Origin of the sequence: Lactiplantibacillus brownii, assembly GCF_031085375.1 — a bacterium.
Taxonomy (GTDB): domain Bacteria; phylum Bacillota; class Bacilli; order Lactobacillales; family Lactobacillaceae; genus Lactiplantibacillus; species Lactiplantibacillus brownii.
Genome location: NZ_JAVCWF010000001.1, coordinates 2,478,751 through 2,503,132, shown reverse-complemented (window position 1 = coordinate 2,503,132; position 24,382 = coordinate 2,478,751). Strand labels below are relative to the sequence as shown.

Sequence of the window (24,382 nt, the reverse complement as noted above, 5' to 3'; positions counted from 1 at the left end):
GCAATGGTGCGGGAGGTGTGATTGGTGGCAGCTGACATCTTTGTAAATTATCATGATTGGCTGGATCGTCAAGTGATGCCAAAAGGTCAAAAAGCAACTTTGATTGCGGCCATGACATCGTTTTCCGAACAAGGTTTTGATGGTACAACGACTAATGATATCGCCAAACATGCCCAAATCAGCCAAGCAACGATTTTTAAGTATTATCATACTAAACAAGACTTGTTAGTGGCGGTCGTCAAACCTGTTATGGCGAACCTTTTTCCAGAGTATCGTGATCAATTTTTTGCCGGCTTGGCACAGTATACGACTTTAGAGACGATGATTCGATACATCGTCACTGATCGGTATCACTTTATTATGGCTAATGCCGAAGCGGTCAAAATTATTGCGGTTGAGATGATGATTAGTCCTGAAATGCGGCAATTGTTAAAGCAACTATTCTTGACTAGCGATAATAACTTTTTAGGACAACTTGTCTTATTGTTCCGCCGAACCAATGAAGTGCGGTCAGATATTGACGCCGCGGACATTTTACGACTCCTAGCGGGACAACTTGTTGGTTATATTATTCAAATGAAGTATGCGCCTGGGCTCGTGTTAGCAGAAACACAAGCGCTACCTAAAATAATTGATCAGATTGTTCGAGCCATTCGGAAGTAAGTTTCACTGAAAAAGTTGATTAATAATGTCGCGCGTTCAGATCTATTAAAATAGGTCGTTAATTAAAGTGGCTTGTCTAGCATAACCAAGCCGTGCCATGCGACATGATTGTGTCGCGTGGGCGAGTTTTACAAAGTAAACCAATTTTTAAAATGAGCACTGATGCCCAAAATTAACTTGATTAGAGGGTAATATCATGACAGTTCCAGTAATCTTTTCCGTTAATGATCAGTATGTTGCACCGTTGACGGTCGCAATGACATCGTTAGTTCATCATGTGGCGAATGATCAGCAATATCACCTGATTGTGTTAAATGACGGGTTGACTGCCGAACATCAACACAGTCTGAAACAACTTGCACGCAAGAATGTTTCGGTTGATTTAGTTTCAATGGGGAATCAGTTCAAGCAAGTATTAGCTGGTGAAACTGGTAAATTGCGTGGGGACACCATGACGCTAACCATTTTCTTCCGACTATTCATCGCTGAACTTTTTCCAGAGTATGATCAGGCCGTCTATCTGGATGCTGACACCATTATTGAATGTGATATTGCAGAGTTGGCACGGATTAATCTCGGTCATAAGCTGATTGCCGCTGCCCCAGATGTTTTTGCAGGAAATAATCCTGAAGCAGCGGGTTATGCGGAAAAGGTACTGGGTTTGCCAATCAATCAGTATATTAATTCTGGCGTGTTGGTCATGAATCTTGCTCAAATGCGAGCGGATCATTTCAGTGAACGCTTTGCAGCGCTACATGCCGCAACGGCAGTTGAAACGATTGCACCAGATCAAGACTACTTGAATGCAATGTGTGCGGGACAGGTCGTCTTTTTACCACAAATTTGGAATGCAAACTCAATGGCCACGCCTAAAGTGGACAACCCCAAGATTATCCATTTTTGTTTATTTGAAAAGCCTTGGCATTATCTGAATGTGACCTATGCCGAGCGTTTCTGGCATTTTGCACATTTAACGCCTTACGAATCGGAATTGTTAGCGCAACGCAATGCTTATACGGCTGCCGAACGTGAACACGATCGAGAGGGTGCCCAAGCGTTAATCGCCCGGACGGTTCAAATGGCACAAACGTCTGCTCCTTTGATCAATCAATGATTATTGGGGGCGACAAACGGCTGGTCGTCGCAAATATTAAACAGGCCGTGCAAAATGAACAGTGGCATCTGAAGGTGGAAGTTGATGATCCAGTTCTAAGTCCCGCGGCACAATCAGCGTTGATCGAAGCTTATTTGCAACGACTGGATGGTCCAACTTATCGGACGGCTAATTGGGTGGCGAATCAAGTCGCAACAAGTATGACAGCGGTTCTCAATCGCACCACGACTTTTCATGGCTTGGAAAATCTCGCTGGGATTGGAGCCAGTATCATTACAAGCAACCATTTTAACCCATTGGAAAATTCAGTCATTCGCGCGGCAATGCGTCGAACGGGTCGCCGACATTTAGCAATTGTCAGTGAAACCACTAATCTGGCGATGACGGGTCCGGTGGGCTTTCTGATGCGTTACGCGGACACGATTCCTATTGCCACGGAACCAGAATATATGGGCCGACTATTTCCTAAATTGTTGCAGCAAGAACTTGAGCAACAACGTCAAATCTTGATCTACCCAGAACAAGAAATGTGGTTTAATTATCGTAAACCACGGCCACCCAAGCGTGGGCCATATTACTATGCTGCCCGCTTCAATGTTCCAATCGTTTCTTGTTTTGTGAGCATGACTGATTTAGGTCGTCCAGACAATGATCAATTTAATCAAATTCACTATACCGGTAATGTGCTGAGTCCAATTTATCCGGACCACAGCTTGAGTGTCCGTGAGAATAGTCAGCGGATGATGGCGATAGATTGGCAACAGAAAAAGGTTGCGTATGAACAAGCTTATGGTGAAGCCTATACGCCAACTTGGCAATCTCAAGATATTGTTGGTTGGCGTGGGTGAGTTAGATGTTCTATACTGTAATGAGCGTTTTTAAATAATTGTGAGGGATTAGCATGCAAGTTAATAATGTCGAGGAGCTCTTTGAAAAGACCCTCCAAGAGTCAGAACTGACTAAAAAACAACAAGCGGTCTTAAGCGTTAGCCTCAATTTATTTGCTGAGCAAGGCTTTGACCGCACAAGTACGAGTGAAATTGCAAAGCAAGCGGGTGTATCTGAAGGCACGGTGTTCAAACAGTTTAAGACGAAAGACGGTATTTTGAAAGCCTTGCTTGATCCGATGATTGAGCAAGTTGTCCCAATGGCCGCTTCTGAATTCTTAACCGAAATCAACACGTCACAAATTTCAGATTTTGAGGGCTTTTTAACCTACGCAATTAAAGATCGGATGGTGTTCGCACTCGCCAATCGCAAACAATTGAAGGTTTTTGTCCAAGAAATCATCCGCAAACCAGAAATCACGCAAGGCATTGCGGATAAATTGCAACGCTTGATTGCTGGCCCCATGGGTGACCTATTGCATCAGTTTCAGGTCAATGGTCAATTAGTTGATTGGCCGGTGATGCGAATTGCGCGATATATTGTGGGGACATTAGCGAGTTATGTGGTGCCACAGATTTTAATGGGGATTGACGCAAATCTTGATGTTGAACAAGCCAGTCGTGATGCGGCGCATTTCTTAGTGCGAGGCTTAGCGCCTGAAAAATAGTTTTTTTGCAACGGTAGCCGTAATGGGTTGCCGTTTTTTTTTGTGACGTCAATCATTGGCAAACACAATTTTATGAAAAAAGTTGGCAAAACGGTTGACAGTTTCACAAATCAATGGTTAAATTATAGACATTCTCACATGTTTTTAATCTAATTATTATTAATAAAAACGTTCTACATATGACATAAACAACCGATGCTACGGCATCAACACATAAAATGACAACGATGGCGGAGGGTTACAAAGTTTCTGCTGGGGTTTCGAATGGCGATTCTGATTTGTTTGGGAATCGGCTTGTTACTGCAATCATTAGCTAATTTCTGCCATTGGCAGGCTTTGTACCAAATCGGTGGAATTGCCCAAGTTTTGTTTGGTCCGGCATATCCGTTCCGATCGCCACCATTGTTTGCAATTATTCGCCGACGTATAAGTTGGCTGGCTTAGGCCTGAATTCCTTGATTGGACCCCAATAATGCTCGCTTTTACGAATATGACTATGTGGTGCTTTATCGGGTCGTGCGAGCTGCCAAATGGGTCGATTCTCAGCAACTGCAGTTGGAAATTGTGTAATTTTAAAACGTGCCCCAGTCAGTCAAACTGGGCGCACGTTTTTTTGTGGAATGAGCTATTTTATGTTGTGCACAATTTTTAATGTGATTCTAAGGTTGGTATACTTAAAGCGTAGTGGGAATCGGGGGATTATATGCAAAATGAAGCAAAGGGTATCATCTTAGAATTGACGCGTAACTTCCGTGAGTCAGAAGTTGCGGGCAGTACCGAAATCAAGGTTGCTTTGCAGAAGGTCTATGATCGGTTGAATGCCCATCAAACAACGGATGTGGTCTTGGTAGATCGACTCGCAAATTATATTACTTATACCGTTTTTACTAACAAAATTCGATTAACGCAGACGCAGAATCTATTGTTAAGTCAGTTGATGAGCATTGGTCGAACGTGTGGTATTGATGGTGGTTTTCATGGGCATTGTGGGGATGCTTCACAATTTGATTAATATTTTTAAGTAGCTGTCAGTGGATGGCTACTTTTTTGTTATACTACCCATAAAGAGGTGGGGCAAATGGTCAGAAAATCAGGACAGGATGCGTGGCATTTATTATGGTATGGCATTGGTTTTGCGTTATTAACGATGCCATTTGACTGGCTCATTGGACGACCACTTTTGCATGGCTTGATCCATGAATGGCTCATAGCGGAGACTGAGTCACGATGGGCAATGCTCGGTTTTTTGTTCGCATTCCTCATTGTGATTTGGCTGGTGTTTTTTCTGATCGGGATTAGTTTCCGTTGGCTAAATCAACAAATTAGTAAACATGATTGGATGAATCGAAAACGGTAAAGAGGTGATCTGCTTGCAACAAGTGAAAGCATTTTTTAAAACCATTTTAACTGCTAGTACTTTGATGGTCGCAATGATCTGCATCTATCGGACAGTTTTAAAAGGATTTAAGTAAGACGTTAGAAGTGGTCAGAGTCGTTGAATTTTGTCGTTACCACGTTATACTAATCTACGGGAGATGACGAAAATGCGACGCAAACGGCTGGCTATTTTGACCGTGGTAGTGTTGGCGATATTACCTTTAGGGACGGTTAAAAGGACGGTTATAACTGCCAAAACGTTATCGCAATACCCCCAAAAGTATCAACGAACTTGGTATCATTATGATAACAACGGTAAGTTTGACACGGTGGAGTTCACGGCCAAGTCATTCAAGGCTGTGGATCGAAATAGTCCGCACCGTTTGACGGATACTATGACGTTACATGTCCGGTCAGTTAACAGTCGCTTTTTTAAGCGGTCCAGGCATCCGCAGTGGGGTGCTGCACGATTAGTCGGCAAGCATCATTTACGGCTCACTGGTTGGAATCAGCCGGAATATACTGGGGCGAATTACCACGTTGAGCAACGACGGTATCAACAACAAACCGTTACAGTCCTAACGCAAACTAACAGTGTGGAAACATGGACTTATGAACATTATTTTACAAGTCAGTCATTAGCTAAATTAATTGGCAATGCCCATTTTCCGGGTGATGTGTATGCCACGTCATATTAAAATTGCCACTGGACCAAGATTGGTTAGGTGGCTTTTTTAGGTTGATAATGGCATTTTCATATGTTAATATCAACATATGAAAGGAATGACATGTGATATGGGGAATCCTAAATTAATTGAAAGCAAAAAGTTACAAGAATCAGATCGTATTTTTAAACTACTCAGTAATCCGACACGATTGCAATTACTCTATGTTTTAGAACAGCAGGAGTTGAATGTGAGCGAGTTGGGCGCCTTGCTACAACTGGAACAATCCGTGATTTCACACCAATTGGCTTTGTTGCGTCAGCACCAGCTAGTTAGTGCACACAAGGTCGGTAAAGCGAGCTATTATCGGTTAGATGATCCACATATCTTAGATATTATTAATGAAATGTTAGCGCATGCTGACCACGTGATTCGAGGTGCCCGGCATGGTGAATAAGGAGCGACTAGTTCAACAAAGTATTCGGACGGAGTATTTTTCAACCGGCTGGATGGCATTTGAGTTTGTGGTTGGGTTAACGGCTGGACTGCAAGCTGGCTCAATTTTATTAATCGCATTTGGCCTAGATAGTTTCTTGGAAATTATTGCAGGATCAACCCTGATTTGGCGATTGCGTAAAGAAGCAACTGGAGCGCCGGCTGCCACCATCGAGCAGGCTGAACGGCGCTCATCGTTAGTTGTGGGAACGGTTTTGCTGGGATTATCAATCTATGTGACGCTGGTTTCAGTTTATAATTTGGCGACTCATCAGGTGGCTGATGAAAGCTTGATGGGAATTAGCATTGCAATTGCTTCAGTTCTTTTGATGCCATTTTTAACCCTGAGAAAACGACGATTGGGTCGCGCCTTGCATTCCGCGGCGCTGGTCGAAGACGGTATGTGCAATATTACCTGTGCCTATATGGCGGGGACGGTGCTAGTCGGTGCAGTCGTGACCACGCTATTTAATTGGTGGTGGGCCGATTCGGTTGCCGCTTTAATTCTAGTCTATTTTATTGCGAGCGAAGGCTGGGAATCTTTTCAAGCCGGTCGTGGCATTACTGATTAATAAAAGGCACCAAATCTAGCAGTTATCCACAGATAACCAAGATTTGGTGCCTTTTTTATTTGTCCTGTGGATAAAAGTTAGGTTTAGGTAATTATTTGGGATTAAAAGGGGATAACTCAGCAGTTACGCACAGTTAACTGTGGATTGGTCTGGAATAAGTGGATAATTTGATTAATGTTTTGGGCGCATTGATGAATGACGGTTGATAACTTTTAAAACATTAGAAAATTTTACACAGCATTCTTATCGGACTGTGTTCAGTTTAGTAGTGTCTCTGCTGGGGTATCGGCGGAATGTTTATAGTTAAAATAAGCGATTGATTGTCCGTCTCCGTGAACCAGCACGTTCGCCGTGGGGGCAGACCTGCAGCCCAAAATCGGTCTGCAGGGCGCTTTCAAGCCGCAGCCCACGTCTTAAAAATCGGCCAGACACTAACCTGGGTAAAACCACCCAGCTAAGTGTCTCAACACGGCAAACGAACTGGTTCACTCCGGCGTTAAATAGTGACCTAACTAAGGAAACATTGATAAACCCAGTATTAACGAAAGAACAATTGATATTAGAATCACTGATTAGCGCAAGGCGGGCTGGATGATGCTCAGTGGTGAAGTTTTCCTTTGCTGGTGAACTTCCAGCTTAGGAAAAGCCCGGCTTGTGAGACCGCACTTTGGCTCACAAACGTGGCCACCACGTTCCAGCATCAGTCCAGACCAACCGGAGCGGCAAGTTATAAATGAAACTAGCTACTTGCTGATTTTCATACTTATATCTGAAACGTGTTCGGTTCAGCAGCGAGCTCCGCTTATCCCAGCTAAGCAACCACTCGGAAGCCCACCGAGTAATTACTTAGCTACGATAATGCTCACTAGCTACCCGCTGCTCCTCACACTCTTATCGAAACGTGTTCAGTGACGCTACGGGTTCCGCTTATCCCAGTACGACGACCACTCGGAACATCACCGAGTAATCATCGTACTACGATAATGCTCGCCAGCAACCCGTGTCACTTCACACTCTTAATATTCCAATACAGAATAATACCGCGGCCGATTTCGAATTGAACCCGTTTTCAATCGGCCGTATGATGAACTTGTAAATTTTAAAGGAGATGACATTAATGGCAGAAGAACCATGGGACCTACGTCGTGTGCTTGATGAGATCAAAGATGATCCAAAGAACTATCATGAAACTGACGTCCCTGTTGATCCTGATGCTGAACTTTCTGGTGTTTACCGTTACATCGGTGCTGGTGGTACCGTTGAACGGCCAACTAAAGAAGGTCCTGCAATGATGTTTAACAACGTGAAAGGCTTCCCTGATACTCGTGTTTTAATTGGTTTAATGGCTAGCCGGCGTCGTGTTGGTAAAATGTTCCATCATGACTACCAAACGCTTGGCCAATTCTTGAACGATTCTGTTTCTAACCCCATCGCGCCAGTTACCGTAAAAGAGGCCGATGCGCCAACACATGAAGTCGTTTATAAAGCCACTGATGAAGGCTTTGATATTCGTAAATTAGTCGCTGCGCCAACCAATACGCCACAAGATGCCGGCCCATATATTACCGTGGGGGTTGTCTTTGGCTCGAACATGGACAAGTCTAAGAGCGATGTCACGATTCATCGGATGGTTCTCGAAGATAAAGATAAATTAGGCATTTACATCATGCCTGGTGGGCGTCATATTGGGACATTCGCTGAAGAATTTGAAAAAGCTAATAAACCAATGCCAATTACAATTAATATTGGTCTGGACCCAGCCGTAACCATTGGGGCCACTTTCGAACCACCGACCACGCCATTCGGTTATAACGAATTAGGCGTTGCCGGCGCAATCCGGAATCAGGCCGTTCAATTAGTTGATGGTATCACGGTTGACGAAAAAGCCATTGCGCGTTCTGAATATACTTTGGAAGGCTACATCATGCCTAACGAACGGATTCAAGAAGACATCAATACCCATACTGGTAAAGCCATGCCAGAATTTCCGGGTTATGATGGCGACGCTAATCCTGCTTTACAAGTGATCAAAGTGACCGCTGTGACGCATCGTAAAAATGCCATTATGCAATCAGTTATCGGACCATCTGAAGAACATGTCAGCATGGCCGGAATTCCAACTGAAGCTAGCATCTTGCAGTTGGTTAACCGTGCGATTCCTGGCAAGGTTAAAAATGTCTATAATCCGCCAGCTGGTGGTGGGAAGTTAATGACCATCATGCAGATTCATAAGGAAAATGAAGCCGATGAAGGGATTCAGCGTCAAGCAGCATTGCTGGCTTTCTCAGCGTTCAAAGAATTAAAGACCGTCATCTTAGTTGATGAAGATGTGGATATCTTTGATATGAATGACGTTATTTGGACCATGAATACCCGTTTTCAAGCCGATCAAGACTTAATGGTCTTGTCTGGCATGCGGAATCATCCCTTAGATCCATCTGAACGCCCACAATACGATCCTAAATCTATTCGTTTCCGTGGGATGAGTTCAAAATTAGTGATCGATGGGACTGTCCCATTCGATATGAAAGATCAATTTGAACGAGCTCAGTTTATGAAGGTTGACGATTGGGAAAAGTATTTGAAATAAGGTTGAACACGTTTTGACAGTTGAGCCAACCGGTCCCTTATACCGCCAAACGGGGACAAAGGCGTAAATCTGCCAAAATAGCAATAAAAAAATAAACATTTAGCATGGAATCCGCTAGTCCGACAAGCCTAAAACTGCGCTGGAATAGCGGATTTTCTGTGAACTATTTGAAAGGGGCATTTGCTCTCATGAACAAAAAGACGATTGGCTTCTTTAGTGGGATTGTCGTATTTGCAATCATTTACCTCCTCCCAATTCCCGGTCTATCTGCTAAAGGTAAGATGGACTTAGCCTTAAGTCTCATGACCGTCGTTTGGTGGGCTACGCAGATTGCGCAACCAGCTTTCATCGGTGGTATTTATTTAATGTTACTGATTATTATGAACGTGGCAACGCCCGTTCAAGTCTTTTCATCCGCGTGGACGGGTTCTATTATGTGGCTGGTTATCGGGGCTTACCTGATTGCTGGGGCCGTGAATGAATCTGGCTTGGGGCAACGCATTGCTTACGCGTTTATTATTAAATTTGTCCGAAGTTGGAAAGGTATCGTGATTTCTATCTTTGCGTTGACCTTCATTTTAGCACTACTCATTCCACATCCATGGCCACGAGCTTTCATGATCATGTCGGTCATTACCGTGGTGGCAGAAACGGCGAAGATGCCTAAACGCGATTTAGCTAAATTAGGGCTGGCAGTTTTTGCGGCATCTTGTCCACTGTCAGGGGTCTTTTATACTGGTGATACGTCACTTAACCCCTTAGCAGTTGCTGCTTCTGGACAATCGGTCAACTTCGTTTCTTATTTCGTTTACATGGGTGTTCCCATGATTATTGCAGCCTTATTGACGATGTTCTTGTTCTTATTCTTGTTCAAACCTAGCCAAGAAGTTCATATTGACGTTGAAGCTTTGAAAAAGCAACAAGCACAATTAGGCGGCATTACGGGTAAAGAAATTCGGACGATTATCTGGTTAATCATTGCCATTGGGCTGTGGTTAACGAGTGGGATTACAGGTCTCGATGTCGGTTGGTTAACGTTGATTGTGGCGTTAATGATGAGTTTGCCAGTCGTCGGTGGCATTTTGACGGCCAAATCATGGGAAGGTGTGCCCGTTAACGTGCTCGTCTTCTTAACGTCGGCAATTGCGATTGGGAATGTTGGTAAAGTGACTGGCATGAATAGTTGGATTGCTAAGACGTTGATCCCAAGCAATTTGCCAACAAATATTTACTTGTTAGCGATTGTCATTACCGTTTTTGCCATGATTATCCATATGTTCATGGGGTCTGTTATTGCGGTTATGGGGATTACGATTCCAGCGTTTGTCGCGGCCACCGCGCATATGGGAATCAGTCCATTAGCCGTTTCACTATTAGTTTTCTCGGTCACTAACTTGCACTACATTTTGCCATTCCATAATTTGGCCATCTTAGTCGGTAGTGATCCAGATACCGGTGGTGGTTATACTCAAAAAGACGTGATGCGTCTCGGAATTCCGTTGACGGCAGTGGTCTTCGTCGTGGCAATTGTTGAAATGTTCTGGTTCCATTTAGTTGGACTAGCTTAAAAATTTAAAACAGCCGGTAGACGAATACCAAGTCTACCGGTTGTTTTAGGCTTCTAATCGTTCGGTTAATGCTTGCGTCAGCACCTCACTAAAATTAATGCCATTAGCTTTTGCTTGTTCAGCCAAATTTTCTGGAATAGTGACATTCTTGCGAACGAGTGGTTTTCTTACTTTTTTAGCAATTTCAGTTAAGTTTGTGGTGATATAAGTGATTATCGCGTTTTTATTAGCCTGTTTTATCGTTTTAATATCGGTCGCGGTGGGTAAATTTCGCGCATCGGAAAGCATTAAGCCGAGTGCTTCGGAGCCCATAGCCATCGCATTAGCAATGCCCTTACCCTGGCTTAGGGCGCCAGAAACATCTGGAAATTCAACGGCGTAAAAATCTGGTTCATCGGGATCTGGCGTTAAAATTGCGGGATAGACAACGATGCGGTCATTCTTTTTCATGATGTGGTCCCTTCCTTGTGAATAAAGTGAGCGTGTCATTTAAGTCCAGCTAAAACAGTCTTCATAGTTTGTTAGTTGCCGTCTTTTGAGCGTTAGTCATCAAGTAATCAATTAAATTGGTCATCAGCTGGTTACCTTCGCGTTGTGGGTAAACAAAGTTAAGTTGACTAATAAACGGAATCGCCAATGAGCGCATCACAAAATCGCTAGTCATAAATGGTGTGACCGATTGTTTGAAGAGAAAGGTGATATTGTTATTGCCTGGTAGCATGCCTAATAGCGTTTCGATATGGGTGCTCTCAAAGAAAATATGCGGCTTCAAGTTTTGACGGGCAAATAAGGCCATGATTGGTTCATAGACACCAGAACCCGGTGGTAAAGTGGCGATTGGGGTGTTAACTAAGTCGTACATCCGAATGGTCTTCTGGTTGGCAAGGGGATGTCCGATGGGCAAAATTATTTTTAATTCGTCAGCGAGCAAGGGCTGCTTTTGAAACTCGGTTGGCTGTAACCCTTTTGTCTGGGTGTCGCGAATAATAGCGGCTTGAAATTCACCATCCAATAAACGCTGGAGGACTTGATTGCCTTCGTCTTCGATGAGTTGTAGTTCAACTGCGGCATGTGCGGCGTCAAAACTGGCGATTTTTTGCGCGATATTATATTGTCCGGAAACTGGAATTGAGCCAATTTTGAGTTGATGGCGCGTCGTCGGACGATTGGGGGCGAGATCGTGCATCATTGCCTCGTAATCGTTGATCATTTTTAAGGCATGATGATAAAAAGTTTCACCAGCTGGGGTGATTTGTAATCGGCGCTTGTTATAAGTATCAATGAGCTTAATATTGAGCTCATTTTCAACGGCGCTCATCCGTTTTGATAATTCTGACTGTGACATGTGCAGTTCGACCGCCGCATTTGAAATATGTCGCAAATCGTAAACCATAATATAGGCTTGAATATCGTTAATCGTCACTTTTTGTCACCGCTTTCGGTTGTTTACAATAATTGTTTTCATTCTAACACGGGAGGCAAAACTAGTCTGTTAATCACAGTCTTATTAACTCATTATTTAATAAAAAAATGCTAAGAACTCAAGGGTTTCAGCTGAAATAACTTGCAAGTCCAAGGTGTGAGAACGACAATAAATATGGCCTTTGAGAGGGAACTCTCAGACGCTAAATAAGGATTGTAGGGAGTTGAGTTCGATGATGATGACTGGAGTTGTTTTCCTAGTTTTGTTGATGGTTGGAATTTTACTAAGTGGGGTCTTCTTCCGATATATGGATGCGAGTGCCGGTGTCTCGTTCGGCTCGATTAAGTTATCCGATTTTCGGATTGAATTTATCAATATTATCTTAATGCTAGGCATTTTAGCTTGGGCATTAATCTTGATTTATTAATTTAGCCATTATTAGCAAGTGAGTTTGGGGCAATCCTGAACTCTTTTTTTGTCGATTTTCGCGTAAAATGCTTGCGTTGCGCTGGTAAAAATCGCTATAGTGTTATTAACTTTGTAAAATATTGAAATGGAGATGATCGGGGTGACCCAGTCAGCATATTGGAACCGGATTGCCGCGCAGGCTCAGGCAGAAAAGCGACCGTTTTTTAGTTTAGCACCGATGGAAGCGGTGACGGGGTCCGTCTTTCGCCGCGTCGTCATGCGGGCGGCCGCACCAGATGTTTTTTATACCGAATTCACGAACGCCTTAAGTATCACTCATCCAAAGGCAAAATTTACCACGCGGGGACGCCTGTACATTGACCCCAGTGAAGACCCCAAACCGATTGTCCAACTTTGGGGTAATGCTGGTGGCGACTTCACGAAAGCCGTCAAGGAAGTCCAACGGCAAGGTTATGAAGCAATTGATTTGAACATGGGTTGTCCGGATTCTGCAGTCATCAAAAATCATAGTGGGAGTGACTTGATTCGACATTTTGACCGTGCCCAAGAAGTCATTGAAGGCGCGCGACAAGCGGACTTGCCGGTGAGCGTGAAAACGCGACTTGGTTTTGATGACTTAAATGACTACGAAACTTGGATACCTTTCTTATTGAAACAACAAGTACCAGTCTTAACCGTACATGTTCGCACCCGGGCTGAAATGAGTAAAGTTCCTGCACACTATGAATTGATTGATAACTTGGTTCAGATGCGTGATACGCTCGCACCAGAAACTTTGTTGCAGATTAATGGGGATATCGCCGATTATCAAGCCGGAATCAAATTGGCACAAGAGCACCCCGGTGTTGATGGCATCATGATTGGCCGGGGAATCTTTACAAACCCATATGCTTTTGAAAAAACGCCGAAAGCACATACGAGCCATGAACTCCTAGAATTATTACGTTACCAGTTAGCACTATATGATCAATTCGTGGCGATGGGCATTCAAGGGCACTTTGCGCCATTACAACGTTTCTTCAAGATTTATGTGCGAGGCATGCGGGGCGCGGCGGAAATTCGCAACGATTTGATGCAGACAAAGACGACTGATGAAGTGCGGACAATTATTGATCAATTGGAAGCAGCGGAATAAAGGGTTACAAAAATGATGACAGATGCCAAAATAAGTTAATAGCTGATTCTAAAAGTAGCTGACGCCGATGTTGGCTACTTTTTTTGCACTGTGCTGAAAGCATTTAGGGTTGGGGTCAGTTACAACTATAAGAAATACCAATTATATGAACGCTAAGCAAATCGTTGAATCGACTTGGAGTTGAACTTTAGGCTTAAACGGATGAATCATTATTTCTGGAAAAAGATCAATTTTTTATTCAATCTAATTATAATTTGACAAATAATGACGGATAAATGCTGAAAATCCAGTGTTTTAGCGTGTGAAAGCGTTTTATAAAATTGTTGATATCAATTGTTTTATCGCTTAATTGCCAAAAAAAAATATCTTTTTTTATGTGCTTTGAAACCCTGTAATGCTCGTAAAATCGTTAGCACGCAATTTTATTGCTGACAAAAAAGCGTTGAACAATTGAATAAACCTAATGTATACTATAGCAGTTGATTGATAACGATAAGCCAAAACAGGGGGAGTAAACAAATGCAATTATCAAAAACTAAGCGTCATTATAAAATGTACAAACAAGGTAAAATGTGGGTTATTATGGGAATGACCGCAACCATTGCCATCGTCGGGAGCCAAGTTGAAGTGTTGGCCGCAAATAACGAACCAGCGACAGAAGCAGTTAGTCAAAATGTAACCGTTGACAAAGATAAACCTGTCACGAATCCAATCGAAGTCAAGTTGCCAGAATTAAATGCAACTAAAAATGACAGCGCTGACAAGGATCAATTGATGACATCACAAGCACCAGCCGCAACTGAGTCAATGGTTACAACTAAACCTGAAACCAGTGCGACAGATCAAGGTCAGACCTCAGCGGCTAGCACGGCAAAGGCTAGTGAAGCACCAGCTGCAACTGAGTCAACCGCTACTGGAACTGAGCAAGAAGCAGAAAATGCGCCTAATACCAGTGAAGCGCCAGAGGCAACTGGGTCGGCAACGAGTACTGCGCCAGAAGTGACCACGAGTTCAGCCTCGAAACCTGCTACCAGTGCTAATGACCAAAAGCCTGTTTCTAGCACCACGAGTGCCGATGAGACGACTGATCAGTCAGCACCGGCTGACAGCTTAGCCGATTCAGCGACCTCAGCACCAGATTCAGTCGCAACTTCTGCCGATTCAATGGCGGTTGCGAGCAACGGTGACGACTTAGCTGCTGAATCCACGGCAGATGTGAATTTGACTCAGCCGATTGTTGAAAGTGAATCGGCTAAGCCAACTGAAACGCAAGCAGAATCTGCCAAGCCAATGTCACAATCGGCAACGGCCGCACCGGTCAGAAATGCTAAAGCTGAAGTGGATATCAATACTTGGATGCCAGATAAGAATTTCCAATTAGTGACATTATGGGTTATTAACGATGAATTAGGTCTTGGACTAACCGATGTCAATCAAATCACGCAAGCGATGATGAGTCAGCTTAAAAAGTATTTCATTGCGACAGACCATCAAGAACAGGATCGCGACTTTTATTTTGCGGTGATGAATACAGTTAGCTTAGCGGGACTAGAATACGCGACTAATTTAGAAAATTTCTGGTTTACGCCAGACTTGGATGCTAATGAGAAATGGCAAGATAAATTAGTTATTTACGGCAAACTCAAGGATATCAGTGCATTAAAAAATCATGAGCATTTGGTCGAAATCAATGTTCAAATGAATGACATCGATGATATTTCGGGATTGGCAGGACTGCATTTGGAACAGTTGAGTTTATCCTATAATCACATTTCTGACTTTTCACCGCTAGCAAGTTCACTATCCACGCTACCTAAGTCAGTGACGATTGCTAATCAAAAAGTGACTCTGAAAGACACGGTCCAATTAAATGTTGATCCAAAAACTGGCAAATTAGTGACACCATCTTTTGCCTTTGGACAAAACCGGGATAAGAATTTAGCCATTACACCAGTGGCGGGGTCGGATGCGGATGGTACTAACCTAACTGACACGACAATTGAATGGACGAATTTTAAGCAGAGCGGCTATTTGAAGTATCAATGGCATGACGACTGGATGGGCGCGCATGGTTATCCTTGTGACGGTTATGTTCTGATTCCATTTGAAATCGTGAATGATGACAGTGGCTCGATTCAAATTGAGTTTGTGGATGAAAATGGCCAACATTTAGGATCAGATGTCGTGCTCAATCAGCCACTAGATCAGCCTTATGATGTCAATGGTGATCAGCAAGTTCGTGATCGGTTACAGGCCTTGAAGGGACAACATTACGGTATCAAAGAAATTAAAGGGTCATCAAATTGGACACCAAACAAGGACCTGGCGCATTTGACTTATGTGTTGGCACCCGTGAAGCCAGCGGTCAACTTCGAAGTCGTAGACGAAAATGGCCAACCAATTCCGAACGCGACTATTCCTGGTCAACAAGGGACATTTGGCGATGACTGGCAAGCAACTTTACCATTTTTACCTGGCTATGACTTTGTGCAAGCCACGGATAACGGTCAATTGGTTACAGTAACCGGTAATCAGGTTCACGGAAAATACGTTGGCGACCAGACGATTCAACTGGTCTTCCGTATCAAATCAAAAACGGCGACGGTCCATTATGAATATGAAGATGGTACTTCAGCGGGAGCGGACGTCCAACTAACCGGGAAGTTTGGCGATCAGATCAAGTTCCCAACGGCTAAAGAGATTCCGGGCTATTTTGCAGATAGCTTACCTGACGCTTACTATCAAGATTGGGACAACAGCTACACGGTTATTTATCGCAAGGCGGGTGAAGTGACGGTCCAATATGTCGACCAAAACGGGAAGACAATCAGTGCCGACGAAAAGTTGACGGGTAAAGTGGACAGTGCGTATCAAACTGAGCCTAAAGAAATTGACGGCTATACACTCGTTGAAACACCGGCAAATCAAACCGGTCAGTTTGCTAAACAATCGACAACCGTGGTTTACCATTATGTGAAAGATGCTGCGGATGCGGGTGAAGCACAACCGATCACGGTTCAATATGTGGATGAAAACGGCCAAACTATTGCGGACGAAATGACCCTTAATGGGAAAATGGGCGAAGCGTATTCTGCCGAAGCCAAGCAGATTGCTGGCTACGAACTTGTCAAAGTAGAGGGGGAAACTAGTGGCACGTTGGGTGATCAAACCCAGACTGTCAAGTTTATTTATCGAAAAATTGCGGCTAAAAATGGGACGCTTACGATTCATTATGTTGATGAAAAAGGACAAGCCATCGCCAAAGAGGTCGTATTAACTGGTGAAGTTGGTAGTGCTTATGAAACGGCCGCGTTGACAATTGACGGTTATCGTCTGAAGACAACCCAGGGTTCAGCAACCGGAACTTTTGATGAAAATGGCGGGAACTTAACATTTGTCTATGAACTTGCTGAAACTGACGTCGAACCAGGGAATCCAGAACCAGGGAATCCAGGGCCAGGAACACCAGAACCAGGAACACCAGAACCAGGAACACCAGAACCGGGTACACCAGGACCATGGGCACCAGAGCCAGGAGAAAAAGAACAGGATGATTCGGACTCAGAAACGCCAGGGTTAGAAACTCCCGAATCAGATCACCCAGAACAGGATGATTCAGGAACTGCTCAGTCTGATGATAAAATGCCTGAAGTAGGTCAATCAGTGGCAAGCCATCAGGAAGCTGATAAGTCTAAAACTGCTGAACCTGTTAGCACACCAACACCTACTACTGAGTCAAAACGTGTTGAGGCAGTGCAGCCTAGTGTTGGCGTGACACCACGCCACGCCACACCGGCACCGGTGGCAACCAGAACGGATGATTCAAATTTACAGCCGGTCAGTCACACGGCTGATCAAGGCGATCAATTACCACAAACCGATGAAACTCATGCGAGTTGGTTCAAAGCTTTGGGCGCATTATTAATGGGCGCAATGGCCTATGTTGTTGCCCGCAAACGTCACTAAATAATTGTAAAAAAAGCCGAGTCGTTGAAAAACGGGTCGGCTTTTTAGCAAATTTTTTTAGGCTAATAACTTAAAAGACTACGTGGTAACGGCAATAGATTTCGACAGCTTGATAGAAAATCATTGCCAAAAGTAGTGATTGCCAGTAGAATGGTTAGTCAACCGTCCAAAATAATTAACGTAATTTTAGGTTACTTTATTTTGGCAGCAACTTTATCACATGAGAATTTTATGAAGCGGTTACATTTAAGCGCTGATTGCTAGTTTCCGTCTTTTTGTGACTAACAATGTGCTGGATTTCATGGTACGCTTAACAACGATATCTTTTTAGGATTTAATCAGACGAGGTAACTAATGTGCAAATAGATCAACATTTAGTCCAATTTCTAACCAATATTTTTAATATGAAGACACTTATCATCGCATTCATGACAACCGGTCTGATTGCGTTGATGTCAATTATGACGTACGTCCTTGAGCATCGCGCGTTACGATTACGAAATCGTCATTTTACGTTGCTCGTACATCTCGCTGAAACAGGCAGTGTGCTGCTAAGCATGTTGATCGTCCGTTCGGCGGTCTATGCGATCAATTCTGGTTCCGTGTTGACGTGGTCTTATGCGACAGCGCAACTCACCATTTTATTATTTGCGTTGTATACCATGTGGGGTCCGACAATTGGAATGATCAATATCATTATGCCAATTTTTATTTATAGCCAGGGGATTTATTTGGGATCAAGTACGCAATATATCCCGATTTTTGTCATTATGGTTGCGCTATTAATTGTCGGAATTATCTATTTCTCTCGTCATCGGACCGAAGTCATGGCCTCCAAGTGGCAATACTTTTCACTTCAAGCTGTGTACGGTGGGACTTGGTGGTTCATCATTTGGTCGATCCATCCATTTAATTTATTATTTACGTTATTTATGTTGGTTGGCTTTATGGGCTACATTGGTCTATTGCATATGGGAATTCAGTGGATGAGCAAAGCGATGGAACGTTACACGTTGTTGAGCCAACAGGTGAACTTTGATGAGCTGACGGGTGTGCGTAACCGGGCCAGCTTTGATACCGTCACCGCTGAAGTCTTTGAAGTTTACCGGAAACGAACCCGGGTGCCAGTAACGATGGCAATGTTCGACATTGATCATTTTAAACAGTTCAATGATTTGCATGGTCACACCACGGGAGATGCGGTTTTGAAATATGTTGCGGACCATTTCGAACATGAATTGGTGGCACATAAATCGCATGGTGAATTATTCCGTTATGGTGGCGAAGAATTTGTTGTCATCTTTCGCGCGGTGCCGGTGGCTGATGCCACGACATCGATTACGACGATTCGACATGATTTAGAAGCCCAAACGTTAAAGTTTAATGGGGAATCCTTACAAGTGACCGTTTCTTTTGGTATTTCACAACTGCAACCGGAAGACCTGACGTTTACGAGTTGGTTTACTCGCGTAGATCAGTATCTCTATCAGTCTAAGAAAGCTGGTCGTGATCGCATTACCGTTGAAGGAAAAACAATCACCACAAATTAAGATTTGATCATTTAAAGCACTACACTAAAATAACGTCACGGCTGTCAATTAGTCGTGACGTTATTTTTTAATCAATCGTAAAGTTATCATCCAGCAAAGTAACACTTGCAGTTGGTAAGCCCACAACCTGAATCTGCTTTTCTTTGGTGACAAAAATTGCGCCATACAAATCATCACGGTCAATGCCCCAACCAGCTTCAGGTTTACCAGCGAAGAAAAGCCGAGTTGTTTCAATCTCACCATCAATGGAAGCTTTTGAAAAAATAGTGACGCTCAACAAGTCATTTTGACGAGGATAGCCGGTCTTTGAATCCAGAATATGATGGTAGGATTTGCCGTTTACCTCCAAGTGGCGTTCGTAAATACCACTGGTGACTGCCGAACAAGGGCCGATTTGGACGCTGGCAATCGCATTGCCACGTGGTGAGAGGGGATTTTGAATGCCCACGCGCCAATCGTGGTCTGCGTGAAGTGGGGAATCACCGACCATCAGTAGGTTGCCGCCAAGATTGATCATGCCGGCACGTTGGCCAAAGGCTTCCCAATAATCTTGGATACGATCGGCAATGTAACCTTTGGCGATGCCGCCCAGATCTAGTTCCATACCTGGGCGTTTTAAATAAACACTTAGGTTTTGATCGTCACAACTCACCTGTTCGGGGTCGACTAGTAATAGACGGTCGTCAATTTCCGCTGGTGTAGGAACTTGGGCGTCGTTGAATCCGATTCGCCATAGCTTTACTAATGGCCCAATTAAAGCATTAAAGCCAAAATGTTGCTGACTCAACGTAATTGCCTTTTTGACTAAACTGTAGGTGGCGGCACTAACTTGAACCGGTGTGACGCGAGCGCTTTGGTTGATAGCCATGACTTCCGATTGTGAACGATTCACTGTCAGCCGATCTTCATATTGGTCGATTAAGTCACACGCGTGTTGAAGATAAGCGTTACTGTCACTACCAAAGAGGGTCAGATCAATATCGGTGCCAAGGGCAAAATGAGCCATATGGCGCCGTTGTTGTGCCAGCATTGGCGTTGCCGGTCGACCATTAAAATTGATTGTTTCCATAATTTATCAGTCCTATGCTAAATCAAAATACCGGCCAAATGGTCGACTTCATGTTGAATAATTTGTGCAATAAAATCAGAAAATGTTTGTTGCTGTGATTGAAATTGACGGTCCAAAAATTGAACCGTGATTTGTTTGTAACGTTTAGTGGGCCGCTCACCAGTTAACGACAAGCAACCTTCCGTGGTTTGATAGGGCAGTTGTTGTTTAATGATTTTAGGATTAAGCATTGGTACTGCGACAGGCCCCATTTGCACAACAATAATTTGTTGGTTGACACCAATCATGTTGGCCGCCATCCCGACACAATTAGCTGAGTTGGCTTGCAATGTATCTAATAAATCAGTGACAGTGTTTGCGTCTAATTTAGTCGCGGGGACGGCGACTTGACTCAAAATAGCTGGATCATGCACAACCGGTTTAATCATGAAATTTCCTCCCAATAAAGTGTAGTAAGGCTATTATAGCGGCCATTGGTGGCACAACGCAAGGGTTGTCAATTTGTGAGAATATCGTTCGCCAATTTCGACGAAAGCTAGTACAATGTAGGTGGACATAAGATATGACTATAAAATCGAATTGGTTTAACTTTATTTGTTGCCACTTAAATTTATTGGTAGCAATAATAGTTAAAGCACTTAAACTGATTGAATCAATTGATTAAAAGCTTAATCTTATGTGTCTTTACGAAGATTAGTTAGTAATCAAGCCGAACATTTAAGCCTCGAAAAGCTTGGTGGTAGGGACGATTTGAGCGTGGCAATTGTTATCTTGTTTAATCATTGTGGTAGTGGCATAGTATAAGCAGAAACCGATAATTAATAAGCATAATGATGCAAGCACGATGAAGACAGCGAGTAGAGTATTGAAAGTTTCTTAATTTTGGAGGGAAGCTGACATTATGAAGTTACGAAGATTAATGATTTTGGGCGCGGCAGTTTTAGGTTTGACAGGCCTTGTCACGCTAACGGGACCGACGACGGTTAATGCCGCTTCGTCGGCAGCCAACAGTACGAGTTCAGCCATTTCAATTGATGGTCAGTTCTCGGACTGGAGTGGCGCGACATTGACTAATGGTTATAACGGGTCAACCGCATTAGTTGATAATGGTCGTTACCTCAATGTGTATGTCAAAATGCAAAATGGTAATGTGCCAACACATGGTGATTATATTTTTATAATCAATGGTAAAACTTATCATGCATGGTTGAGCGATACTAGTGTTGACAGTGGTAAAACCAAAGCGGTTACGGTCACTGGTGGGTCCGACTATGATGGCACACAGTACGGCACAGTGGGTAACGGTTATGTGATGAATGATGGTAAAAATAATTATGGCGAATTTAGAGTCAACCTGAAGTCATTTGGACTTAATGGCACAGTTGTCGGAAAACAAGCCTCTTTCACTAACCCTAATATTGGGAGTAATGCAGCTACGACAACGGTGACCTCAATGGGAAATTCAGGTAGTGATAGTAGTAGTGCCGCTTCAAGCAGTAGTAGCACCAGTAGTAGTGTTGTTTCAAGTAGCTCTAGCAGTAGTGTCAGCTCTAGCTCAACGGCTGCCGGGGTCATTGATGGTAAAGCGGATTCTAGTTCGAAAGACACCACGACCACGGATGGCAATGCAAATAACGATAATGATAATCTGAATATTGTGATCGATGGTAAATTTGCTGACTGGAAGAATGTCACACTGACAGGTGGTCAATACGATAGTGGTAAGTTTGCCATGGTAAGTGATGGCGATGCTGTTTATGTCTATGTTGTCATGAAGTATGGTACTGTGCCAGGCTATGGTGATTATGACTTCGATATTGGTGGTAAAAAAGTTTATGTTTGGTCCAAAGACATGCCGAGCTCTCAGGTCGCTGAGGGCAGTGCGCAAAAGGTTACCTTTAAAGGTGCCGATAACCAGGCTGACGACCAAGGCATTGATGTTGGGACTGGCTATGTTTCCAGTAAAGATGGGTATAATATTGCTGAGTTTAAAGTTAGTTTGGGTAAGCTTGGTGTATCTTCGATGACAGGGCAAACAATTACGATGTACAACCCAAACATTACGAGTCAGAAAGTCACAGTGGCCGGTGGGTCAACAGGGCCGATCTTGATTTCTGGTATTGGTGTTGCCATTGTGGGATTTGGTTATTATCGGCTTCGCAAAGCTGGTCTATTGACGCGTAAAGGACGTCGAATGAGTGGTAAGTAATTTGGATTACAATGTTTGACAAGTTAATTAATAGGACTGATGTGAAATGAACGTAACTATCATACTGGGAACTGTAGTATGGCTTTACGTCCTGTCAGTGCTAAAGCGAGCCCAGCTTTCCGCTTATTTATTTATTATTGGGAGTGCTGGACTTTTCTTTATCCTTTCAGCGATTAGTCGGCCGTATTGGGTGTGGTTTTTCACCCATGCAGTTATCCATGGTGTGGCCCTATTCAGTGATATCACGAATTGGTGCACTGTCCTGTTTAAATCTGGACTTGTTTACATCGGTAATGGTCAAAATGCGGTCATGATGTCAATTGATTATGAATGTTCTGGAATTATTGAAACCTGTGCGTTTATTGCTTTGGTGGCGTTTTTCCCGATGTATGAACGCAAAGAAAAAGTGTTCTATGGCCTTTTTGGCCTAGTTTATATTTACTTGATTAATGTTTTACGGTTGGTTGTTGTGATTGTTATCGTGCATTTTGGCGGTGGTGAAACGTTCTTTATTGCCCATTCAATCATTGGACGACTGGTGTTTTACGTTTTAGTGATTGCCTTGTATTACAACGTTTTTACTTATTCACAGTTGGCACGTGGAATCTATCGAGAATTTCTGGATTGGAGGCACGATAAGTTGTGATGTACTGGATTAATCTAGCACTGACCAGAATGGGTTTCTGGATCACTTGGGCGCTAATCCCAATTGTCGTGGAAATCATTCCAGCAATCGTATCGACGATTAAGTTGATGCGGATGCACAAACATGAGCCAAAGTTAATCCCGCCAGGTAAATGGCCTTGGGTAACGATTATTGTGCCGGTTCATAATTCAGAAGATACGCTCTTTGAATGTATTGAATCGATCAATAATCAGACTTATTCAAAAAAGGCCATGCAGATTGTGTTAGCTAACAATAAAAGTACAGATGACAGTTTTGGTGCCTATGCCCGTGCACAAAATACTTTTCCAGAATTGATCTTACGGTATGTTAATACTGATCAAGGTAAAGCACGGGCTTTGAATACCGCGATTTATGAAAGCATTGGGACCTATATTATCAATATTGATAGTGATGGTTTGCTGGAACCGAATGCGGTTAAAAATATGGTCTTGCGATTTGAAAATGATCTCAGCATTGCGGCCATGACTGGCGCAATTTTACCTAAACGGGCATTGATTGATGGGATTAAGGGCAAGTGGCATAAGTTTCTTGCTAAAAATGAATATTATGAATATGCGCAGGCCTTTCTTTCTGGTCGGACGATTGAATCTTCACGTGATCAACTATTTACGATGTCAGGGGCTTTTTCGGCTTTTCGTCGCGAAGTTCTTATGCAGACCTTCCTTTATGATATTGATACGATTGGGGAGGATACTGACATGACCTTTCAGATTCGAACGCGCCTGGGGAAAAAGGTTGTCATTTGTGCGGATGCGATTTTTTATATCGAGCCAATCTCTGGTATGGGGGAGTTATATACGCAACGGCAACGGTGGCAACGAGGTGAAATGGAAGTCACCCAAAACTATATGAATCGATCGGCGAGTCTGAAGCGTTTCTTTAATAACTTTTTAATCCGACGGGTAATGATTGATCACACTTTTAGTTTTCCAAGGATGATTTGGACTTTTGCCAGTTTTGTGTTGATTGCCTTTGGTTATTCTTCATTGGTGATGCTGCTTTCCTATTTATTGATCTATGCACTTTATGTATTTGTCGCTGTAATTAATTATCTCAGTGTGGGTGTGTTGCTACTTAAATATCCTGGTGAGCGTCGTTACTATTTGCATTTATGGTGGATAACTTTGACATTGCCGTTTTATATGTTTGTCAGTTCGTGGATTCGCTTAGTTGGAATCATTAATGCAATGACGACGAGGGCGACTTGGCAAATGCGTGGCTTCGGTCAGGAAATGTCACAATTAAAGAGTGTTGTCCGGGATGATGTTGAAACGATTCGTGAACAGCGTCGTCGAGATAAGAGAGGAAAATGAG

General features: G+C 43.3%; 22 protein-coding genes and 1 pseudogene. 19 read left to right on the top strand and 4 right to left on the bottom strand.

Annotation, left to right across the window (positions count from 1 at the left end):
* The first annotated feature begins 24 nt into the window (after positions 1–24).
* The 12 genes and pseudogenes from RA086_RS11765 (at position 25) to RA086_RS11710 (ending at position 10,599) form a co-directional block, all read left to right on the top strand.
* Positions 25–663 carry a TetR/AcrR family transcriptional regulator gene (locus RA086_RS11765; protein ID WP_308703977.1) on the top strand — a complete coding sequence of 213 codons (639 nt, stop codon included), beginning with the start codon at positions 25–27 and terminating at the stop codon, positions 661–663.
* Positions 664–859: 196 nt separating this feature from the next.
* A complete protein-coding gene (locus tag RA086_RS11760; RefSeq protein ID WP_308703976.1) occupies positions 860–1,777 on the top strand; it encodes a glycosyltransferase family 8 protein in 918 nt (305 codons plus the stop codon).
* The gene (locus RA086_RS11755; protein WP_308703975.1) at positions 1,774–2,625 is read left to right on the top strand and encodes a 1-acyl-sn-glycerol-3-phosphate acyltransferase; all 852 of its coding nucleotides are present in this window, start codon (positions 1,774–1,776) and stop codon (positions 2,623–2,625) included. The genes RA086_RS11760 and RA086_RS11755 overlap by 4 nt, the downstream gene beginning before the upstream one ends.
* Positions 2,626–2,678: 53 nt before the next feature.
* Positions 2,679–3,332: a TetR/AcrR family transcriptional regulator gene (locus RA086_RS11750; RefSeq protein WP_308703974.1), complete on the top strand. Its 654-nt coding sequence runs from the start codon at positions 2,679–2,681 to the stop codon at positions 3,330–3,332.
* A gap of 218 nt (positions 3,333–3,550) precedes the next feature.
* A pseudogene (locus RA086_RS11745) lies at positions 3,551–3,716 on the top strand (PTS sugar transporter subunit IIC); the annotation flags it as partial.
* A gap of 319 nt (positions 3,717–4,035) precedes the next feature.
* Positions 4,036–4,344: a bacteriocin immunity protein gene (locus tag RA086_RS11740; protein WP_308703973.1), complete on the top strand. Its 309-nt coding sequence runs from the start codon at positions 4,036–4,038 to the stop codon at positions 4,342–4,344.
* 66 nt (positions 4,345–4,410) lie between these two features.
* A complete protein-coding gene (locus tag RA086_RS11735) occupies positions 4,411–4,689 on the top strand; it encodes a hypothetical protein (protein ID WP_308703972.1) in 279 nt (92 codons plus the stop codon).
* A gap of 187 nt (positions 4,690–4,876) precedes the next feature.
* The gene (locus RA086_RS11730; protein WP_308703971.1) at positions 4,877–5,407 is read left to right on the top strand and encodes a hypothetical protein; all 531 of its coding nucleotides are present in this window, start codon (positions 4,877–4,879) and stop codon (positions 5,405–5,407) included.
* Between the two features lie 97 nt (positions 5,408–5,504).
* Positions 5,505–5,831 carry an ArsR/SmtB family transcription factor gene (locus tag RA086_RS11725; protein WP_308703970.1) on the top strand — a complete coding sequence of 109 codons (327 nt, stop codon included), beginning with the start codon at positions 5,505–5,507 and terminating at the stop codon, positions 5,829–5,831.
* Entirely contained in the window at positions 5,821–6,441 is a 621-nt protein-coding gene (locus RA086_RS11720; protein WP_308703969.1) for a cation transporter, read from the top strand. Before RA086_RS11725 ends, RA086_RS11720 begins: the two co-directional genes overlap by 11 nt.
* 1,117 nt (positions 6,442–7,558) lie before the next feature.
* Positions 7,559–9,031, top strand: a complete 1,473-nt coding sequence (locus tag RA086_RS11715; RefSeq protein WP_308703968.1) for a UbiD family decarboxylase — start codon at positions 7,559–7,561, stop codon at positions 9,029–9,031.
* A gap of 188 nt (positions 9,032–9,219) precedes the next feature.
* Positions 9,220–10,599, top strand: a complete 1,380-nt coding sequence (locus RA086_RS11710; protein WP_308703967.1) for an SLC13 family permease — start codon at positions 9,220–9,222, stop codon at positions 10,597–10,599.
* Positions 10,600–10,644: 45 nt separating this feature from the next.
* On the opposite strand, the gene RA086_RS11705 is transcribed toward RA086_RS11710, so the two are convergent.
* Positions 10,645–11,049 carry a type II toxin-antitoxin system HicB family antitoxin gene (locus RA086_RS11705; protein ID WP_308703966.1) on the bottom strand — a complete coding sequence of 135 codons (405 nt, stop codon included), beginning with the start codon at positions 11,047–11,049 and terminating at the stop codon, positions 10,645–10,647.
* 61 nt (positions 11,050–11,110) lie between these two features.
* The gene (locus tag RA086_RS11700) at positions 11,111–12,022 is read right to left on the bottom strand and encodes a LysR family transcriptional regulator (protein ID WP_308703965.1); all 912 of its coding nucleotides are present in this window, start codon (positions 12,020–12,022) and stop codon (positions 11,111–11,113) included.
* 232 nt (positions 12,023–12,254) lie between these two features.
* Between RA086_RS11700 and RA086_RS11695 the strand changes: the two genes are divergently transcribed.
* The 4 genes from RA086_RS11695 to RA086_RS11680 all read left to right on the top strand — a co-directional run bounded on the left by RA086_RS11695 (position 12,255) and on the right by RA086_RS11680 (position 19,102).
* Positions 12,255–12,449 (top strand): hypothetical protein, encoded by a 195-nt coding sequence (locus tag RA086_RS11695; protein WP_308703964.1) that lies wholly within the window; start codon positions 12,255–12,257, stop codon positions 12,447–12,449.
* A 141-nt stretch (positions 12,450–12,590) separates the two neighbouring features.
* Positions 12,591–13,586: a tRNA dihydrouridine synthase gene (locus RA086_RS11690; protein WP_308703963.1), complete on the top strand. Its 996-nt coding sequence runs from the start codon at positions 12,591–12,593 to the stop codon at positions 13,584–13,586.
* A gap of 519 nt (positions 13,587–14,105) precedes the next feature.
* The gene (locus RA086_RS11685) at positions 14,106–17,552 is read left to right on the top strand and encodes a MucBP domain-containing protein (protein ID WP_308703962.1); all 3,447 of its coding nucleotides are present in this window, start codon (positions 14,106–14,108) and stop codon (positions 17,550–17,552) included.
* 356 nt (positions 17,553–17,908) lie between these two features.
* The gene (locus RA086_RS11680) at positions 17,909–19,102 is read left to right on the top strand and encodes a GGDEF domain-containing protein (RefSeq protein ID WP_308703961.1); all 1,194 of its coding nucleotides are present in this window, start codon (positions 17,909–17,911) and stop codon (positions 19,100–19,102) included.
* 67 nt (positions 19,103–19,169) lie between these two features.
* Here RA086_RS11680 and RA086_RS11675 read toward each other — a convergent pair whose 3' ends face one another.
* On the bottom strand, positions 19,170–20,171 hold the full coding sequence (locus tag RA086_RS11675) for an FAD:protein FMN transferase (RefSeq protein ID WP_308703960.1): 1,002 nt from the start codon (positions 20,169–20,171) through the stop codon (positions 19,170–19,172).
* Between the two features lie 17 nt (positions 20,172–20,188).
* Entirely contained in the window at positions 20,189–20,599 is a 411-nt protein-coding gene (locus RA086_RS11670) for a peptide deformylase (protein ID WP_308703959.1), read from the bottom strand.
* 473 nt (positions 20,600–21,072) lie between these two features.
* Here RA086_RS11670 and RA086_RS11665 point away from each other — a divergent pair, with 473 nt between their 5' ends.
* From RA086_RS11665 to RA086_RS11655, 3 genes are read left to right on the top strand one after another with little or no spacing between them, the layout of a single operon-like run.
* The gene (locus RA086_RS11665) at positions 21,073–22,380 is read left to right on the top strand and encodes a Firmicu-CTERM sorting domain-containing protein (protein ID WP_308703958.1); all 1,308 of its coding nucleotides are present in this window, start codon (positions 21,073–21,075) and stop codon (positions 22,378–22,380) included.
* Positions 22,381–22,426: 46 nt separating this feature from the next.
* Positions 22,427–23,026, top strand: coding sequence for an exosortase family protein XrtG (gene xrtG / locus RA086_RS11660; RefSeq protein WP_308703957.1), 600 nt, complete (start codon positions 22,427–22,429; stop codon positions 23,024–23,026).
* On the top strand, positions 23,026–24,381 hold the full coding sequence (locus RA086_RS11655) for a TIGR03111 family XrtG-associated glycosyltransferase (RefSeq protein WP_308703956.1): 1,356 nt from the start codon (positions 23,026–23,028) through the stop codon (positions 24,379–24,381). Before xrtG ends, RA086_RS11655 begins: the two co-directional genes overlap by 1 nt.
* Position 24,382 lies beyond the last annotated feature (1 nt).